At 71.4% G+C, this 15,979-nt stretch carries 17 protein-coding genes; 9 read left to right on the top strand and 8 right to left on the bottom strand.

Going from position 1 to position 15,979, the window contains the following annotated elements; translation table 11 throughout:
* Positions 1-17 precede the first annotated feature (17 nt).
* Both ACFY4A_RS18730 and ACFY4A_RS18725 read left to right on the top strand, forming a co-directional pair.
* The gene (locus ACFY4A_RS18730; protein WP_390830501.1) at positions 18-875 is read left to right on the top strand and encodes a helix-turn-helix domain-containing protein; all 858 of its coding nucleotides are present in this window, start codon (positions 18-20) and stop codon (positions 873-875) included.
* 182 nt (positions 876-1,057) lie between these two features.
* Positions 1,058-1,249 (top strand): DUF397 domain-containing protein, encoded by a 192-nt coding sequence (locus ACFY4A_RS18725; RefSeq protein ID WP_390830500.1) that lies wholly within the window; start codon positions 1,058-1,060, stop codon positions 1,247-1,249.
* Positions 1,250-1,407: 158 nt separating this feature from the next.
* On the opposite strand, the gene ACFY4A_RS18720 is transcribed toward ACFY4A_RS18725, so the two are convergent.
* From ACFY4A_RS18720 to ACFY4A_RS18700, 5 genes are all read right to left on the bottom strand, one after another.
* A complete protein-coding gene (locus ACFY4A_RS18720; RefSeq protein ID WP_390830499.1) occupies positions 1,408-2,529 on the bottom strand; it encodes an ADP-ribosylglycohydrolase family protein in 1,122 nt (373 codons plus the stop codon).
* Positions 2,530-2,658: 129 nt separating this feature from the next.
* On the bottom strand, positions 2,659-2,904 hold the full coding sequence (locus ACFY4A_RS18715) for a hypothetical protein (protein ID WP_390830498.1): 246 nt from the start codon (positions 2,902-2,904) through the stop codon (positions 2,659-2,661).
* Entirely contained in the window at positions 2,901-3,248 is a 348-nt protein-coding gene (locus ACFY4A_RS18710) for a DUF6247 family protein (protein WP_390830497.1), read from the bottom strand. The genes ACFY4A_RS18715 and ACFY4A_RS18710 overlap by 4 nt, the downstream gene beginning before the upstream one ends.
* A gap of 102 nt (positions 3,249-3,350) precedes the next feature.
* Positions 3,351-4,199, bottom strand: a complete 849-nt coding sequence (locus ACFY4A_RS18705; protein WP_390830496.1) for a helix-turn-helix domain-containing protein — start codon at positions 4,197-4,199, stop codon at positions 3,351-3,353.
* A gap of 225 nt (positions 4,200-4,424) precedes the next feature.
* A complete protein-coding gene (locus tag ACFY4A_RS18700; protein ID WP_390830495.1) occupies positions 4,425-4,859 on the bottom strand; it encodes an ATP-binding protein in 435 nt (144 codons plus the stop codon).
* Between the two features lie 113 nt (positions 4,860-4,972).
* Here ACFY4A_RS18700 and ACFY4A_RS18695 point away from each other — a divergent pair, with 113 nt between their 5' ends.
* Positions 4,973-5,785 (top strand): helix-turn-helix domain-containing protein, encoded by an 813-nt coding sequence (locus tag ACFY4A_RS18695; RefSeq protein WP_390830494.1) that lies wholly within the window; start codon positions 4,973-4,975, stop codon positions 5,783-5,785.
* Complete coding sequence (locus ACFY4A_RS18690; protein WP_390830493.1) at positions 5,782-5,979, top strand: DUF397 domain-containing protein; 198 nt, start codon at positions 5,782-5,784, stop codon at positions 5,977-5,979. The genes ACFY4A_RS18695 and ACFY4A_RS18690 overlap by 4 nt, the downstream gene beginning before the upstream one ends.
* Here ACFY4A_RS18690 and ACFY4A_RS18685 read toward each other — a convergent pair.
* Positions 5,972-6,538: a hypothetical protein gene (locus ACFY4A_RS18685; protein ID WP_390830492.1), complete on the bottom strand. Its 567-nt coding sequence runs from the start codon at positions 6,536-6,538 to the stop codon at positions 5,972-5,974. The genes ACFY4A_RS18690 and ACFY4A_RS18685 overlap by 8 nt on opposite strands.
* An 80-nt stretch (positions 6,539-6,618) precedes the next feature.
* Positions 6,619-9,204 (bottom strand): bifunctional FO biosynthesis protein CofGH, encoded by a 2,586-nt coding sequence (locus ACFY4A_RS18680; protein ID WP_390830491.1) that lies wholly within the window; start codon positions 9,202-9,204, stop codon positions 6,619-6,621.
* A 61-nt stretch (positions 9,205-9,265) separates the two neighbouring features.
* Here ACFY4A_RS18680 and ACFY4A_RS18675 point away from each other — a divergent pair, with 61 nt between their 5' ends.
* The 5 genes from ACFY4A_RS18675 to ACFY4A_RS18655 all read left to right on the top strand — a co-directional run bounded on the left by ACFY4A_RS18675 (position 9,266) and on the right by ACFY4A_RS18655 (position 15,009).
* Entirely contained in the window at positions 9,266-10,774 is a 1,509-nt protein-coding gene (locus ACFY4A_RS18675) for a CehA/McbA family metallohydrolase (RefSeq protein ID WP_390830490.1), read from the top strand.
* A gap of 13 nt (positions 10,775-10,787) precedes the next feature.
* Positions 10,788-11,186, top strand: a complete 399-nt coding sequence (locus ACFY4A_RS18670) for a nitroreductase/quinone reductase family protein (protein WP_390830489.1) — start codon at positions 10,788-10,790, stop codon at positions 11,184-11,186.
* A 190-nt stretch (positions 11,187-11,376) separates the two neighbouring features.
* Positions 11,377-14,319, top strand: coding sequence for a BTAD domain-containing putative transcriptional regulator (locus tag ACFY4A_RS18665; protein ID WP_390830488.1), 2,943 nt, complete (start codon positions 11,377-11,379; stop codon positions 14,317-14,319).
* A gap of 193 nt (positions 14,320-14,512) precedes the next feature.
* The gene (locus ACFY4A_RS18660) at positions 14,513-14,692 is read left to right on the top strand and encodes a hypothetical protein (RefSeq protein ID WP_390830487.1); all 180 of its coding nucleotides are present in this window, start codon (positions 14,513-14,515) and stop codon (positions 14,690-14,692) included.
* 182 nt (positions 14,693-14,874) lie between these two features.
* The gene (locus tag ACFY4A_RS18655; protein WP_390830486.1) at positions 14,875-15,009 is read left to right on the top strand and encodes a hypothetical protein; all 135 of its coding nucleotides are present in this window, start codon (positions 14,875-14,877) and stop codon (positions 15,007-15,009) included.
* A 227-nt stretch (positions 15,010-15,236) separates the two neighbouring features.
* Here the strand turns inward: ACFY4A_RS18655 and ACFY4A_RS18650 are convergent, their stop codons facing one another.
* Entirely contained in the window at positions 15,237-15,845 is a 609-nt protein-coding gene (locus tag ACFY4A_RS18650) for a hypothetical protein (RefSeq protein WP_390830485.1), read from the bottom strand.
* Positions 15,846-15,979: the final 134 nt, after the last annotated feature.

Here is a 15,979-nt window from a genome sequence, read left to right as displayed (position 1 = left end):
CCGGAGGTGCACGTCCCGTGGCGTCCAATGTCAATCCCACTGTCAGGCGGCGTCGGCTGGGCCAGGAGCTGCGCAGGCTGCGCGAACTCAAGGGCATGACGGCCGAGGAGGTGGCCGAGCGGCTGCTGGTGTCGCAGTCGAAGATCAGCCGCCTGGAGAACGGCCGGCGCAGCATCAGCCAGCGTGACGTCCGCGATCTGTGCGGGGTCTACGAGGTGGAGGACCACCGGATCGTCGACTCGCTGATGCAGATGGCCAAGGACTCGCGCCAGCAGGGCTGGTGGCACTCCTTCGGCGACATCCCCTACAGCGTCTACATCGGTCTGGAGACGGACGCGGCGAGCCTGCGGATCTACGACCCGCAGGTCGTTCCCGGGCTGCTTCAGACCCGTCAGTACGCGGAGGCGCTCATCGCCGGCGCCCTGCCGGAGACGGCACCCGCGGACATCGAGAAGCGGGTGCAGGTCAGGATGCGCCGGCAGGAACGAATCTCCGCCGCCGAGAACCCGCTGCGGCTGTGGACGGTCCTGGACGAGGCCGCCCTGCGCCGGGTCGTCGGCAGCCCCTCCCTGATGCGGGAGCAGTTGGAGCACCTGGTCGAGCAGACCCAACTGCCGCACGTGACCGTGCAGGTCATCCCCTTCGAGATGGGCGCGCACCCGGGCCTCAACGGGCAGTACGCGATCCTGGAGTTCCCGGACACGGCGGACTCCAGCGTCGTCTACATCGAGGGCGTCACCAGCGACCTGTATCTGGAGAAGGCGAACGACGTCCAGAAGTACAGCGTGATGTACGAGCACCTGCGGGCGCAGGCCCTGAACGTGGAACAGTCACGGCAGTTCATCGCGGATATCGCCAAGGAGCACGCGCGTTGAGCGCTGCGGCTTGAAGGTGCCGCACCGTACACCTCCACCAGGCCAAGGCGGAAGACTCCATTGGAATATGCCATCCGTAAGGATGAATAGTCGCTTCGGACATGGAGTGCGGCGGGTAGCGTCGATCACGCCATCGAGCACAGCGTTGGCGCAAACCACTCCACTCGCAATCCGGAGCAGAAATGGCAATTCGTCAGGGCGTCACGGAGACGTGGACCAAGTCCTCGTACTCCACGGGCAACGGCGCGTGCGTCGAAGTCAAGTCACCGGTGGTCGCGGCCATGGCGGTCCGGGACTCCAAGGTCCCCACGGGCCCGGTGCTCGGCTTCCGCGCCGACGCGTGGAACACCTTCGTGGCGTCGCTCAAGGCTTGAGGTGGAGGGTCTTTCCGATCCTCCACCGATGCCACGGTCACCACTGCAGGACCACTGCAGGACAACCGCGACAAGCACCACTTGATGAGCCCTCTCGACGAGCTCGCCGTCCTTGCCGAGGGGGCTCCGCTTGTGCCCGGCCCCTGACCCCGGGCGGTCTACCGGGCCCCGCGCGGATAGCGTGCCAGCCACCCCGGGGAGGACCCGGTGGGCCCGTGCAGTGCGGGTCCCTGGGTCATCTCCATCGCGAAGTCGTCCGCCAGGACCAGCAGAGTGGGACGGCCCTCCAGCTCGGCCAGCCAGGCCGGCGGGAGGGCCGTCTCTCCGTGCAGGGCTCCGAGCAGTCCGCCGGTGAGGGCACCGGCCGCGCCGGAGGACCCGCTGTGGTTCACCGCCAGGCACAGCCCGTGGCGTACGTCCTCGCTCACCAGCGCGCAGTACACGGACACGGCGAGCAGCCCCGCCGCCGTCCCCTGCCCCGCCAGCTCCTCCACCCGGTCCGGGGTCGGCATGCCCTGCCGTACCGCGCCCAGCGCGTGCTGGAGGGCGTCCGACACCGGCTGGTGGCCGGGGCGCGCGGCGAGCAGCGCCAGCGACTTCTGCACGGCGCCGTCGAGACCGTCGCCGCGGGCGAGGGCGTGCACGATCACGGCGTAGGCGCCGGCGGCGAGACAGGCGGTGGGGTGCCCGTGGGTCTGCGCCGCGCACTCGACGGCGAGCTGCGCGACGAGCTGCGGCTCCCAGCCGACGAGAAGCCCGAACGGCGCCGACCGGGCGACCGCCTCCGGACCGGCCTCGGCGGGGTTCTTGGGCGCCTCCGGGGTGCCCATGGTGTCGTCACCGAACCCGATCAGCAGCGGCCGGCTCGGGCTCCGTCGGGCGTACAGCCACTCCTCGCGGGCCAGCCACCCGTCGTCCTTGCGCCGCTCGTCGGGCCCCCAGTCCCGCTGGGTGGCGGCCCACCGCAGGTACGCGCGGTGCAGATCGGTGGGCGGATGCCAGGCCCCGGTGTCGCGGCGGACCTGCGCCCGGATGAGCCCGTCGACGGAGAACAGGGTGAGCTGCGTGAAGTGCGTGACGGCACCGCGGCGCCCGTGGGCGGGCTCGAGATCGCGGATGCCCTCGGGCCCGTGGGCCTCTCTGATCGCTCCGAGGTCCAGGAAGTCCACCGGCGCACCGAGGGCGTCCCCCACGGCCACCCCGAGCAACGTCCCCCGCACCCGGCTCCGGAAGTCCTGCTGCTCGCCACGCCCCCAGACGACCCCGGCGGTCGCATCCACGCTCAGACCTCCCCGGCAGTTACCCGTCCGTACGCCCAACAGTTCAGCACAGTAATCGAACAGGGACGGTCAGTCGGGAAGACGGAAAGGTAGGGAAATTGTGAGGGGCGCGATCCAGAAAGATCGTTTTCAGCCGTACCAGGTCACGTTGCAGACGTAGACGCACTCGTGAAAGCTGACGAACCCGCGGCCACCGAGGATGTCGAATTCGCGCAGCCCGCCTTCGCGGTCGAAGGGCCTGCCGATCTTCACCGAGTCATGGCCGAGAGCCGCCAGTTCGGCGGCGATCCGCTCCACCTCGGCGACCACGCCCGGCGGTAGTCCATCCGTGACGTACTCGGCATTGGGGTTGTAGTCCCACGCCCAGTCCGTCACAGCCCGGCCTCCGCCTCGGCCGCCTCCCGGATGGTACGGATCTCGGCGATGGCCCGAGCCGGGTCCTGTTCTCCCGCGTCCACAATCCGTTCCAGCTCACGCAGCCGGGCGGCCCGTTCCGGGTGCCGTTCGATCGCCACGAACACCGCCCAGGAGTGCACGAAGGCCCTCAGCGGCGCGAGGCTCTGCGTCTGCTGCGCGTTCGTCGTGGCTTCGAACAGGTGCTGCGTGAGGACGGGAACCCTGCTCGGAGCGATGCGCGCGACCGCCGCCCGCAGTGCGTCCGGTGTGAGCTCGGGCATGGGGATCAGCGGTCCGTACGGGCCATCGGTCTGAGCGCTCACGGTGACCTCCGGTACTGGTGCGTCGGTCCTCGTACGGTACCGGTGTGGCCGGTGGCGCGACGCGGGGACAGTGCTTGGCATCCGGCTCATCTCCGGGTCTTCCTAGGCGGCCGCAGCGGATGGACGGCAGTCCCTGCAGCGGCCAGGCTCTGGGGCCCTGAACGCCCTCTCGCAGCCGTCGCAGGTCTGGAGCGGGGCCGGGCGGAGGGGCGTCGCGGGGGCCGGTGGGGCAGCGGGCAGGGGCGGCGGCAGGAGGGAAGCGAGGCGGTGGGCCAGGAACGCCGCCGGATGCCTGATCGGGTCCTCGGGCAGGCCCGCCGTGAGCGTTCGCGTCACGGCCGTGGGCGGTACGCCCCGCTCCAGCCACTCGGAGACCGCCGGCGCCAGCCGGTGCACGTCCCGTTCGGTGAGGAGCAGGCGGGGGTCGTGGGCGCGGAGGCCGGCCAGCAGGTGGTTCGCCGTGCGGGGTGCGGGCGGGGCCGAGGCGGCGGGAGGCCCGGGCGGGGCCGAGGCGGCGGGAGGCCCGGGCGGGGCCGAGGCGGCGGGAGGCCCGGGCGGGGCAGCCGGGCGAGCGGGCTCGGCGGTCCGGGCGGCTTCGGCGCGCGACGGCTTGTTGTACGAGGTCGTCCGGGTCGTCATTCGGCCCGATTGAAGACGCTCCTTGGTGCGCGAGAGGTAGCCGTGTTCCTCCAGCTCCCGCAGGGCCGCGGCGATCCGGATCTCCCCCTCGGGGAACTTCCCGGCCAGCGTCTTGATGCCGATCGGGGAGCCCTTCGGCAGCGACTGGATGTGCACCGCCAGGCCGATCGCCGTCAGGGACAACTCGGCGTGCTGGGCCAGATGGTTGCCGACCACCGTGAAGTTCTCGTGGTGGGGCTCATTCACATGGATGACACCGCTGGAATGGCCGGACTTGGCGCGTGCGGGCGCGTTAGGGTGCTTGCTAGTCATCGGGAAGGGCTTTCTTCCTTGGTGATCAGGCCCTCGCACTGGGATGGCAGTCCCGGCGAGGGCCGATGCATGTGTGCGGTTGGTGGAACAGACGCTGCACCACGATCACCTCGCCACGCCAGCCGAGCGGGGCATATTCACTCCGCCGGGTGATCGACGGGGGCGGTGGGGGTGGGTTCGGTTCTTTCCCCGGTCCTTTGGTCTTTGGCATCGGGCGCCACCGGGTCACCGGTCTCCGCGACGCGGTGCGAGTTCGGCCCAGACCGTCTTGCCGTGGGCAGGTGCCTCGGCGACGCCCCAGCGGTCGGCGAGCGCGGTCACGAGCAGCAGGCCCCGTCCCGATTCCGCGCCCGTGGGCACCGGGTCCGCGATCCTCGGGAGCCGGTCGCCACGCGCGTCGGTCACCTCGATACGCAGGCCGCCGTCCCCGTGCAGCTTCAGCGCGAGCCGGAAGTCCCGTCCCCTGACGCGCCCGTGGAACGCCGCGTTCGCGGCCAGCTCCGCCACGATCTGCACCGCGTCCGCCATGTCCACTCCCCAGTCGTCCAGTTGGCGTTCGGCCAGCAGGCGGGCCAGCCGCGCACCTCTGCGCGTCGCCGAGAGCTGCACGGCGAAGTGGGCTGACGGAGCGGCGATCGGGAGGGGGAATTTCTGACTCATGTCACCCAGAGTCGTCATCCGTCCCTACGCTGAACAGCCATCACCACGGTACGCAGCGTGACTGTACGAACGCACGGCGGAGTCGTCCGGCTCGTACGTCGGGAGGGGATGACATGGAGGACGAAGAGGCCGAGGCCGTACTCAGGACCGTCGGTCGGCAGATCAAGATGTGGCGGGAGGCCGCCGGGCTCAAGCAGGCCGAACTCGGCGCCGCCATCGGGTACGGCGACGAGATGGTCTCGTCGGTCGAACGCGGACGCCGCATCCCCAAGGCCGACTTCCTCGACAAGGCCGACGAGGTGCTCGGCGCGGGCGGGAAGCTGTCCGTGATGAAGGCGGATGTGGAGCGGGCCCGGTATCCGAAGAAGGTACGGGATCTGGCGAAGTTGGAGGGGGAGGCCGTCGAGCTCGGCGCCTACGACAATCAACAGATCCACGGTCTGTTGCAGACTCCGGCGTACGCCCAGGCGCTGTATGCGATGCGTCGTCCCGCGTACACCGAGGACGAGATCGAGCGCCATGTTGCCGCGCGTATGGCCCGCAAGGCCGTATTCGAGCGAGTGCCCCGGACGCTCATCACCTTCGTCCAGGAGGAGGTGACGCTGCGGCGGCCGATCGGCGGCAGAATGGTTCTGCGGGAGCAACTCGAACGCCTACTGGACATCAGCCAGTTGCGGCACGTCTCGGTCCAGGTGATGCCCACGGACCGTGAGGACCACGCGGGCATGGCAGGACCGCTGCGACTCCTGAAGCTCCGGGACGGCAAGACACTGGGGCACTGGGAGGCCCAGCTGCACAGCCGGGTGATCAGCGACCCGAGAGAGGCCCAGATCCTGGACATGCGCTATGGAATGATCCGTGCGCAGGCCCTCTCACCTCGGGAGTCGCTGTCCTTCATCGAGAAGATTCTGGGAGAAGAGACATGACCACCACGCTCAACTGGTTCACGAGCAGCTACAGCAGCAACGACGGCCCCGATTGTGTCGAGGTGGCCATAGCCGCCCCCGTCGCCCCCTCCCCCACCACCGTCCACGTCCGTGACTCCAAGGACCGGGACGGTGCTCGGCTCGCGTTCGGGGGCGCGTCCTGGAACGCGTTCCTCGACGGTGTCGCTAGTTGACGACCTCGACCCTCGTGCCCTTCGCCGCGAAGGTCCACAGGGCCGAGCCGTCGGGCTTGCCCATGCGGATGCCGCCCGTCTTGGTGTCGGGGGCGGCCGGCGGAGGTGAGGCGCCGTCCACGGCGTTGCTGAAGGCGATGAAGACGCCGGACTTGCCCGCGAAGTACATGATGTGCTCGATCTGCACGCCGTCCGAGCCGGTCGTCGCGGGCACGCGCTGGGAGATCACGTAGGCGCCCGGGTCGGGGCTCACCGTGCCCGGCCAGACCGGGAAGGTGCGGGTGGGTTTGTCGCTCTCGTCGACCAGCCACACCCGCTTCTGGGCGAGGGCGTAGACGATCCGGCGGCCCACGCCCGAGTCGGCCGGAACGGCCGGCGGGGCCGGGGGCTTGGGTTCGGCTGAGGGGCTGGCGCTCGCCGAGGGGGCAGGTCGTTGGTGGCCCGCCGCGGCCGTGGGGTGGGGAGCCTGGTCGGCCTTCACCGCCAGTACGGCCACTGCCGCGACCGCTCCCACGGTCAGGCCGCTGACCCAGGCCCACGAAGGTATTCGGGCCGCCATGGGCACGCATCTCCTCGGCTGCTACTCAACCCCTCCAGCGGGGGTCGGATCATCGTACTGTGAGCTGCGTCTGCCTCGGTTCAGTCCAGGACCGGCAGCAGGTCCGGCAGGTGGCCGTCCGACGCGGCCGCCGCCCGCCGCCGTTCCTCCGGGACGTCGCCGTAGAGCGTGGTCCTCGGCTTCGCCGGGCGTCCGGCCGCCGCCGCCACCGCGATCAGGTCCTGGACGGACTTGTACGAGCCGTAGGAGGAGCCGGCCATGCGGGAGATCGTCTCCTCCATCAGCGTGCCGCCGAGGTCGTTCGCGCCGGAGCGGAGCATTTCGGCGGCGCCCGCCTCTCCCAGCTTCACCCAACTCGTCTGGATGTTGGGGATCCAGGGGTGCAGCAGGAGGCGCGCCATCGCCGTGACCGCCCGGTTGTCCCGTACGGAAGGGCCCGGCCGGGCGATGCCCGCCAGGTACACCGGGGCGTTGGTGTGGATGAAGGGGAGCGTCACGAACTCCGTGAAGCCGCCCGTCTGCTGCTGGATACGGGCCAGGGTGCGCAGGTGGCCCAGCCAGTGGCGGGGTTGGTCCACGTGGCCGTACATCATCGTCGACGACGAGCGGATGCCCAGTTCGTGGGCCGTCGTCACGACCTCGATCCAAGTGGCCGTGGGCAGTTTGCCCTTGGTCAGGATCCAGCGGACCTCGTCGTCGAGGATCTCCGCCGCCGTCCCGGGGATGCTGTCCAGGCCCGCCGCCCTGGCCTCGGTCAGCCACTCGCGGATGGACATGCCGGTGCGGGTGGCGCCGTTGACCACCTCCATCGGGGAGAAGGCGTGCACGTGCATGCCGGGGACGCGTTCCTTGACCGCCCGCGCGATGTCGAAGTACGCCGTGCCCGGCAGGTCGGGGTGGATGCCGCCCTGCATGCAGACCTCCACCGCGCCCACGTCCCAGGCCTGCTGGGCCCGGTCGGCGACCTGGTCCAGGGACAGGGTGTAGGCGTCCGCGTCCGTACGGCGCTGGGCGAACGCGCAGAAACGGCAGCCGGTGTAGCAGACGTTGGTGAAGTTGATGTTCCGCGTCACGATGTACGTGACGTCGTCGCCCACCGCCGACCTGCGGACGTCGTCCGCGATCCGGCACAGCGCGTCCAGGGCCGGGCCGTCCGCGTGCAGCAGCGCCAGGGCCTCGTCGTCGGTCAGCTTCACCGGGTCGTCGGCGGCCGTGCGCAGGGCCTGCCGTACGTCCGTGTCGACGCGCTCCGGCGCCATGCCGGGGGCGGCCGCTTCGCGCAGGGCGCCCCAGTCGCCGTACACCTCGTCGAAGTCGCCGCGGCGGTCGGCGGTGCGGCCGTCGGTGTCGATGGTGCGGTGCAGGTCGGTGCGGCCGGTGGCGGTGAAGGCCTCGTCCGGCTCCTGCCAGGGGCAGCCCTCGGCCACCGCGTCCGGGCGGGCCAGGCCCGTCGCGGGGTCGGCCAGGGCGCGGACGTGCGGCAGCAGCCGCGGGTCGAGCCAGGGCTCGCCGCGGGTGACGAACTCCGGGTAGACACAGAGCCGTTCGCGCAGTTCGAAGCCCGCCGCGGCCGACTTCTCGGCGAGCTGCTCGATCCGGGGCCAGGGGCGCTCGGGGTTGACGTGGTCGATGGTGAGCGGGGAGACGCCGCCCCAGTCGTCGATACCGGCGCCGATGAGCCGTTCGTACTCCGCGTCCACCAGGTTGGGCGGGGCCTGGAGGCAGGCGGACGGGCCCATGATGTGCCGGGCGACGGCCACCGTGGCGACCAGTTCGTCGAGTTCGGCGTCGGGCATGCCGCGCATGGCCGTGTCCGGCTTGGCGCGGAAGTTCTGGATGATCAGTTCCTGGATGCCGTGGTGGGCGCGGGCGATCCTGCGCAGCGCGAACAGGGACTCCGCGCGCTCCTCGTACGTCTCGCCGATGCCGATCAGGATCCCGGAGGTGAAGGGGACGGAGGAGCGGCCGGCGTCCTCCAGCACCCGCAGCCGCACGGCCGGTTCCTTGTCCGGGGAGCCGTGGTGCGGGCCGCCCGGCTCGGACCACAGCCGCCGCGCGGTCGTCTCCAGCATCATGCCCATCGAGGGGGCGACGGGCTTGAGGCGCTGGAAGTCCGTCCAGGTCATGACGCCCGGGTTGAGGTGCGGCAGCAGGCCGGTCTCCTCCAGGATGCGGATGGAGACGGCCCGTACGTAGGCGATGGTGTCGTCGTAGCCGTGCGCGTCGAGCCACTCGCGCGCTTCCGGCCAGCGGTCCTCCGGCTTGTCGCCGAGGGTGATCAGGGCTTCCTTGCAGCCGAGTTCGGCGCCCCGGCGGGCGATGTCGAGGACCTCGTCGGGGGACATGAACATCCCGTGCCCGGCGCGGCGCAGCTTGCCGGGCACGGTGACGAACGTGCAGTAGTGGCACTTGTCCCGGCACAGCCGGGTCAGCGGGATGAAGACGCTCTTGGAGTAGGTGATGACGCCGGGACGGCCGGCGGCCTCGAGACCGGCGTCCCGCACCCGGGCCGCGGAGGCGGCGAGGTCCTGGAGGTGCTCACCCCGGGCCTGGAGCAGCACCGCCGCCTCGGCGACGTCGAGCGCGACCCCGTCCCGGGCACGTTTGAGGGCGCGACGCAGGGAGTTCTCGGTGGGGCCGGTTCCGGAGGTCGCGGAAGTCGTCATCCTTCGAGCATACGGTCGCGGTCACCAGGGCCGATCAAGGAAAGACCGGCCGGCAGCGCCGGTGGTCCGGCCGCGGCCCGGACGGCGCACTCCGGTCGTGACGGCCGCCGCCGTGGCGCCTACGTTGGGAGGCGTGACCTTCGCGAGCGGCATCGGGGCCGCGGACGGCGGGCAGGAGATCCGGACGACCCGGGGCACGCTGCCGCCGGGCGCCCCCGACTACGTGTACGTCCCCGTCGACGTGCCGGCCGGGGTGCGGGAGATCAAGGTGTCGTACTCCTACGACGAGCCGGCCGTTCCCGCCGGCACCCCCGGCAACGCGCTGGACATCGGCGTCTTCGACCAGCACGGCACCGAACCGGGCGGCCGGGGTTTTCGCGGCTGGTCGGGCGGGGCGCGTTCGGAGTTCCTCATCCGCGCGGACGACGCGACTCCGGGCTACATCGCGGGGCCGGTCGACGCCGGTGTCTGGCACATCGTGCTCGGGCCCTACACGGTCGCCCCGCAGGGCCTGTCGTACGAGCTCGACGTCACCCTGACGTACGGCACCCCGGGCACGGCCGTACGCCCGGCCTACCCGCCGCAGTGGGCCAGGGGGCGGGGGCGGGACTGGTACCGGGGGGACTGCCACCTGCACTCGTGGTATTCCGACGGCCGCCGCACGCCCGCCGAGATCGCGGCGCGGGCCAGGGCGGCCGGGCTGGACTTCATCAACAGCTCGGACCACAACACCCACGCCTCCCATCCGCACTGGGCGGACCACGCGGGCGACGACCTGCTGATCATGCTGGGCGAGGAGGTGACGACGCGGAACGGCCACGTCCTGGCCCTCGGCACCGACCCCGGCACCTTCGTCGACTGGCGCTACCGGGCGCGGGACGACCGCTTCGGCCGCGTCGCCCGCGAGATCCGCCGCGCGGGCGGCCTGGTGGTGCCCGCCCACCCGCACGCCACCTGCGTCGGCTGCGCCTGGAAGTTCGGCTTCGGCGAGGCGGACGCGGTGGAGGTGTGGAACGGCCCCTTCACGCCGGACGACGAGACAGCGGTGGCCGCGTGGGACGCCACGCTCGGGGCGGCGGCGCGCGGGGAGCGGCGCTGGCTGCCCGCGATGGGCGGCAGCGACGCCCACCGGCCGCCGGACGCCGTGGGCCTGCCGCAGACGGTCGTCCTGGCCGACGATCTCACCCGCGAGGCCGTCCAGGACGGTATCCGCGCGGGCCACTCGTACGTCGCCGAGTCCAAGGACGTGTCGCTCGCCTTCACCGCGACGGCGGCCGGGGGCGAGCGGGCGGGCATCGGGGAGCGGCTGCGGGTGGCCGGGGACACCCCGGTGACGGTCCGCCTGGAGGCCTCCGGTGTGCCGCGCTGCTCGGTCCGCCTCGTGACCGACCAGGGGGTGCTGCTCACCAGCGACCCGTTCCCGGTGTCGGGTTCGGGGGTCGTCGAGTGGCGTACCACCCCGGCGTACGCGGCCTACGTGCGCGCGGAGGTGCGTCACGAGACGGCGGTGGGCCCGCTGCCGGGCATGATGGCGGCGCTCACCAATCCGGTTTTCCTGGGGCGTGAGTGACAGACTTGTCCGTATGTCCCGCTACGCCGACATCAAGCGCCGGGCCGTCACGACGTTCCAGCGGCGCGTCGCCAACCCGGTCCTGCGACGACTGCCGCTCCAGACGGTTCTGGAGACCACGGGCCGCACCTCCGGCCTCCCCCGCCGTACACCGGTCGGCGGCCGCCGCGTCGGCGACTCCTTCTGGCTGGTCTCGGAATTCGGGGAGCGCTCCCAGTACGTCCGCAACATTCGTGCCGACCCCGAGGTCCGGGTACGCATCCGTGGCCGTTGGTACGAGGGCACCGCGTATCCCCTTCCCGACGACGACCCCGTCGCCCGCCTGCGCGGCCTGCCCCGGCTGAACAGTACGGCGGTATGGGCGCTGGGGACGGATCTGCTGACGGTGCGGGTGGACCTGAGGGAACGCTGAGGCGGTCGGTCGGGCCGGTGTGGCGAGCACCCTTCGGTGCGCGCAGAGAACGTGCGGAGAGGATGTGTGGGGCTTGTGTCGCGGGATGCGCTTGCCTGTGATCACGGTCTCCGGGAGCTGACGCATCTGCCGTGAACAAGGCAAACTGGCTCTGGTTGTTGACGGTTCGACAGGGGGCCAGGGGGCAGCGATGGAAGGTGTACCGCGAGTGCCTGAGCAGCGGGGTCCCGAGCGATCGGCGACGCTGCGCTTCAGCGTGCTCGGTCCGGTGCGCGCCTGGCGCGGTGAGCAGCCCCTGCCCACCGGCTCACCGCAGCAACGGGCCCTGCTGGCCGCGCTGCTGCTGCGCGAGGGCCGCACCGCGACCGCGGCCGAGCTGATCGACGCGCTGTGGGGCGAGGAACCGCCCTCGCAGGCGCTGGCGGCGGTGCGGACGTACGCCTCCCGGCTGCGCAAGGCGCTGGACCCGGGGGTGCTGGTCAGCGAGTCGGGCGGGTACGCCGTGCGCGGGGCGGGCGAGGGCGCGCTGGACCTGGCCGAGGCGCAGGAGCACGCGGCCCGCGCCGACAAGGCCCGGTCGGCCGGGGACCTGTGCCGGGCGCGCGAGCTGCTGCGGCGGGCGCTCGCCCTGTGGGACGGGGAGCCGCTGGCCGGCGTACCCGGGCCGTACGCGGAGGCGCAGCGGGTGCGACTGGAGGAATGGCGCCTGCAACTCCTCGAGTCCTGCCTGGACATGGACCTCGAACAGGGCTGCCACGCGGAGGCCGTCTCGGAGCTGACGGCGCTCACCGCGGCGCACCCGCTGCGGGAACGCCTGCGCGAGCTGCTGATGCTGGCGCTGTACCGCAGCGGCCGGCAGGCGGAGGCGCTGGCGGTGTACGCCGACACCAGGCGCCTGCTGGCGGACGAGCTGGGCGTGGACCCCCGCCCCGAACTGCGCGAACTGCAACAGCGCATCCTCCAGGCCGACCCGGCCCTCGCCGAGCCGTCCTCCCCGATGGCCGAACCGGCGCTGGTCGCGGTGCGTCCCGCCCAACTCCCTGCGACGGTACCGGACTTCACGGGCCGCAGCTCCTTCGTGGCCGAGCTGAGCGAGGTGCTGGCCTCGGCCGAGGGACGCGTGATGGCCGTATCGGCGCTGGCCGGGATCGGCGGCGTGGGCAAGACGACGCTGGCCGTCCACGTGGCCCACCAGGCGCGGGCCGCCTTCCCGGACGGCCAGTTGTACGTGGACCTCCAGGGCGCCGGTCCGAGGGCGGCCGAACCGGAGACAGTGCTGGGGTCCTTCCTGCGCGCCCTCGGCACGGCGGACTCTGCGATCCCGGACTCCCTGGAGGAACGCGCGGCCCTGTACCGGTCGGTGCTGGACGGCCGCCGGGTCCTGGTCCTGCTGGACAACGCGCGCGACGCGGCCCAGGTCAGGCCGTTGCTGCCGGGGACGGAGGGCTGCGCGGCCCTGGTCACGTCCCGGGTGCGGATGGTGGACCTGGCGGGCGCGCACCTGGTGGACCTGGACGTGATGAGCCCCGACGAGGCGCTGTCCCTGTTCACGAGGATCGTGGGCGGGGAGCGGGTGGCGGGCGAACGCGAGGCGGCCCTCGACGTGGTCGCCGCGTGCGGCTTCCTGCCGCTGGCCATCCGTATCGCGGCGTCCCGGCTGGCGGCGCGGCGGACCTGGACGGTGTCGGTCCTGGCGGCGAAACTCGCGGACGAGCGGCGGCGGCTGGACGAGCTCCAGGCGGGCGACCTGGCGGTCAAGGCGACGTTCGAGCTGGGCTACGGCCAGTTGGAGCCGGCCCAGGCCCGGGCCTTCCGCCTGCTGGGCCTGGCCGACGGCCCGGACATGTCCCTGGAGGCGGCGGCCGCCGTACTGGACCTGCCGGTGGACGCCACCGAGGACCTGCTGGAGTCCCTGGTCGACACCTCGCTCCTGGAGTCGGCGGCCCCCGGCCGCTACCGCTTCCACGACCTGGTCCGCCTCTACGCCCGCGCCTGCGCGGAACGCGACGAACACCCGCCGAGCGAACGCGAGGCGGCGATGTCGCGCCTGCTGGACTTCTACCTGGCGACGGCGGCGGCCGTCTACGCGATCGAACGGCCGGGGGACCGCCTGGTGGATCACCTGGAGGCCACGCGCTACCCGGGGCTCGCGTTCCAGGACCGGCATCAGGCCCAGGACTGGCTGTACTCGGAGGCACACGCTGTGCTGGCGTTCATCCAGCAATGCGCGAGAGGCCCCATGCTCCGCCGTGCGGTGGATCTGCTCTGGGCGGCCAAGGATCTCGCCGAATCGGGCGCCAACTCCAAGCAGTACGAAGCGGCCGCCCTGACCCTCCAGGACGCAGCCGTCCGAGGGGATGACACGAAGGTCCGGAGCCGTGCCCTCACAACGCTCACCAACGTCCATCTGGTGGCCGGGCGCTTCGGCCAGGCGGACGAAGAAGCACGCCTGGCTATGGAACTCGCTCAAGTCGCAGGCGACTTGGCACCCAGTTGCTGGGCCGCCAACGACCGGGGCATCATCGCGCTCTACCAGAGCCGTCACGCGGATGGCGAGGCCTATCTGCGGCAGGCCATCGAGAGCTTCCGCCTGGACAGGAACCTCGCGGGAGAGGCCAGCGCGCTCTGCAACCTCTCCCGGATCCACCTGGCCATGGGCCAAGTCGGCAGCGCGGTGGAACTGGCCCAGCAGGGCATCGTCATCTATGACCGGCTGGGCCACACCCTGCGCGGAGCGAACGGCCGCTACGCGCTGGGACTGGCACTCACCGGGCAGGGAGCACTGGACGCCGCCGTCGATCGACTGACCGAAGCCCTGGAGGTGTTCCGCGACAGCAGGCAACGGCTCTGGGAAGGGATGACGCTCTTCCGGCTCGCGGAGGCTCACCTCGCCGGGCAACAGCCCGCTCAAGCCGCCGCCCTGGCCGAGCAGGCGCTCTCGGTCCTGCGCGGAATAGGAGGCGAGTGGCGGCGCGGAAACGTCCTGACCGTCCTCGGCCGCGCACTCAGCGGGCTGGGACAGACCGGTCGAGCGCAGGCATGCTGGCAGGAAGCCCTCGGTATATACGAGCAACTCGGCTCCGTCGAGGCCGCCGACCTGCGGCTCCTCCTCACGCCCGCCGCTGCCGCATAACTCCCGGCGGTTCGTTCATCGTTCGTTTATCGCGGCAAGGCACTCTCAAGTGGTCGATCCGTTGCGTCGGGGGGCAGGCGGGTCAGCGGTGATCAACACCGCTAGGGTGAACGGCCCTGATAGGCCCGTCCGGCGGCCCTCGGGGGAGCCGCCGGACGGGCATCGCCCATCAATGAACGGGAGTTGCAAGTCAATGAGCGATGCCAAGAAGGACTCCGTGGTGAAGCCGCTCGACAACCACGCGACGGACCTGGAGAACGTCACCACGCTGGACAACCACGCCACGGGCGGCACGGTGGCTCCGACGGACAACCACGCCACGGGCGGCACCATGACCCCGCTGGACAACCACGCCACGGGCGAGAAGGCCTGACCGGAGACATCTCGACACGGGGGAACGGCCGCGGTGGCATCGAGGGGGTGCCGCCGCGGCCGAGGCATTCCTGCAGCCGCTTCACGCCGATCCGTGGCATGAACCGTTCGATCCACTCGAACAGTTGCCCCCTGGAGCGTCACTCGGTGTTCAGGTAACCCTCCCTCCGCAGAGGAGTTGGAATGAGCCAGGCCACCAGGATCCTCGTCACCATCGCCATCGCGGCGGCGACCGCTGGCGGTGCCTCGGCACCGGCCTTCGCCGACACCCACATCACCGCGACGCCGAACGACACCCACATCACCGCGACGCCGTAGGACAAGCACGACCCCTGATCCAGCCCAATGCGATCATCCCGGTGGGGCCTAGCACAGGCTCAGCCCACCGCCGCATGGGGCAACGCCTCAGGCGCCCCCGTCCCATGACGCACTTGAACAACCCCGGCAGAGTCACCTCGCCGGGACACTCGCCTCACTCGGCGAGCTCGCTCCCAGTGGTCGCCCAAACCCTCCACCTGTCTCTGGACGTGGCCGGCGGCGGGTGCTCAGTTCCTGGGCGAGGCCGTGGGGTCCGCATCGCAGTGGTCGACCGTTGACAGGAGGCTCTCGCCCAGCTTCACCTCGGTGGTCGCCTTTCCCTTCGCGGGTACCGAGACCACCCGGGACGAGTTCTTCAGGAGCAGGGTTCCCTCGGTGTCGTAGAAGGTGACCCAGCCCTGGAACTCGGCCTTGCTGTCGTTGGGGTTGGCGATCTCGACGGTCGCGAACGGCCTCTTCTCCGTCGCGCAGCTGATCAGCCTCACTGTGGCGTCCCGCAGGCCGCGGCTCCTGCCGGTGCCGCTGGGGGAGGTGGGCGTCGAGCGATAGCCGGGGCGGCGGTTGTACGTCCCGCCGGTGCCGCTGGTCCCGCCGTCGTCGTCCGAGTCGCCGTACGAGCCGCCGTAAGAACCGCTGGACGAGCCGCCGTACGAGCCGTTCGACGTCGAACTGTCGTGGTCCTGACGCGAGTTGCTGCACCCGCCCCCGCCCCCGCCCCCGCTCCCGCCGCCGTGCCGGCCGCGCCCGTGCCCGTGGCCCTGGGAGAAGCCCGTCAGCGCGAGCACCACCACCGCCAGTACCGCCGTGAACCTGATCCTGCGCCCCCGTGTCTGCATGCGATCACCCTATCGGCGCAACGGCGGCTCAACGAGTCTCGCGTGGCGACGGATCCGCACGCGGAGTAGCGTCGTATGCGTGAGTGGTGACGAAAGCACCGCTGACCAGTACCGACGGCCGTCGTCGGAGGCCC

The organism is Streptomyces sp. NPDC001292 (assembly GCF_042896465.1).
Taxonomy (GTDB): Bacteria; Actinomycetota; Actinomycetes; order Streptomycetales; family Streptomycetaceae; genus Streptomyces.
Note: the sequence above shows the minus strand (reverse complement) of the source record. Positions and strands in the feature narration are given on the sequence as shown.

Bases quoted from the DNA above. Each gene is read 5' to 3' on its own strand.
- ACFY4A_RS18705 (WP_390830496.1), bottom strand. From the start codon at position 4,199: ATGACTAGCAAGCACCCTAACGCGCCCGCACGCGCCAAGTCCGGCCAT.
- ACFY4A_RS18690 (WP_390830493.1), top strand. From the start codon at position 5,782: ATGACCACCACGCTCAACTGGTTCACGAGCAGCTACAGCAGCAACGAC.
- ACFY4A_RS18670 (WP_390830489.1), top strand. From the start codon at position 10,788: ATGTCCCGCTACGCCGACATCAAGCGCCGGGCCGTCACGACGTTCCAG.
- ACFY4A_RS18680 (WP_390830491.1), bottom strand. From the start codon at position 9,204: ATGACGACTTCCGCGACCTCCGGAACCGGCCCCACCGAGAACTCCCTG.
- ACFY4A_RS18725 (WP_390830500.1), top strand. From the start codon at position 1,058: ATGGCAATTCGTCAGGGCGTCACGGAGACGTGGACCAAGTCCTCGTAC.
- ACFY4A_RS18650 (WP_390830485.1), bottom strand. From the start codon at position 15,845: ATGCAGACACGGGGGCGCAGGATCAGGTTCACGGCGGTACTGGCGGTG.
- ACFY4A_RS18660 (WP_390830487.1), top strand. From the start codon at position 14,513: ATGAGCGATGCCAAGAAGGACTCCGTGGTGAAGCCGCTCGACAACCAC.
- ACFY4A_RS18700 (WP_390830495.1), bottom strand. From the start codon at position 4,859: ATGAGTCAGAAATTCCCCCTCCCGATCGCCGCTCCGTCAGCCCACTTC.
- ACFY4A_RS18655 (WP_390830486.1), top strand. From the start codon at position 14,875: ATGAGCCAGGCCACCAGGATCCTCGTCACCATCGCCATCGCGGCGGCG.
- ACFY4A_RS18685 (WP_390830492.1), bottom strand. From the start codon at position 6,538: ATGGCGGCCCGAATACCTTCGTGGGCCTGGGTCAGCGGCCTGACCGTG.
- ACFY4A_RS18665 (WP_390830488.1), top strand. From the start codon at position 11,377: ATGGAAGGTGTACCGCGAGTGCCTGAGCAGCGGGGTCCCGAGCGATCG.
- ACFY4A_RS18695 (WP_390830494.1), top strand. From the start codon at position 4,973: ATGGAGGACGAAGAGGCCGAGGCCGTACTCAGGACCGTCGGTCGGCAG.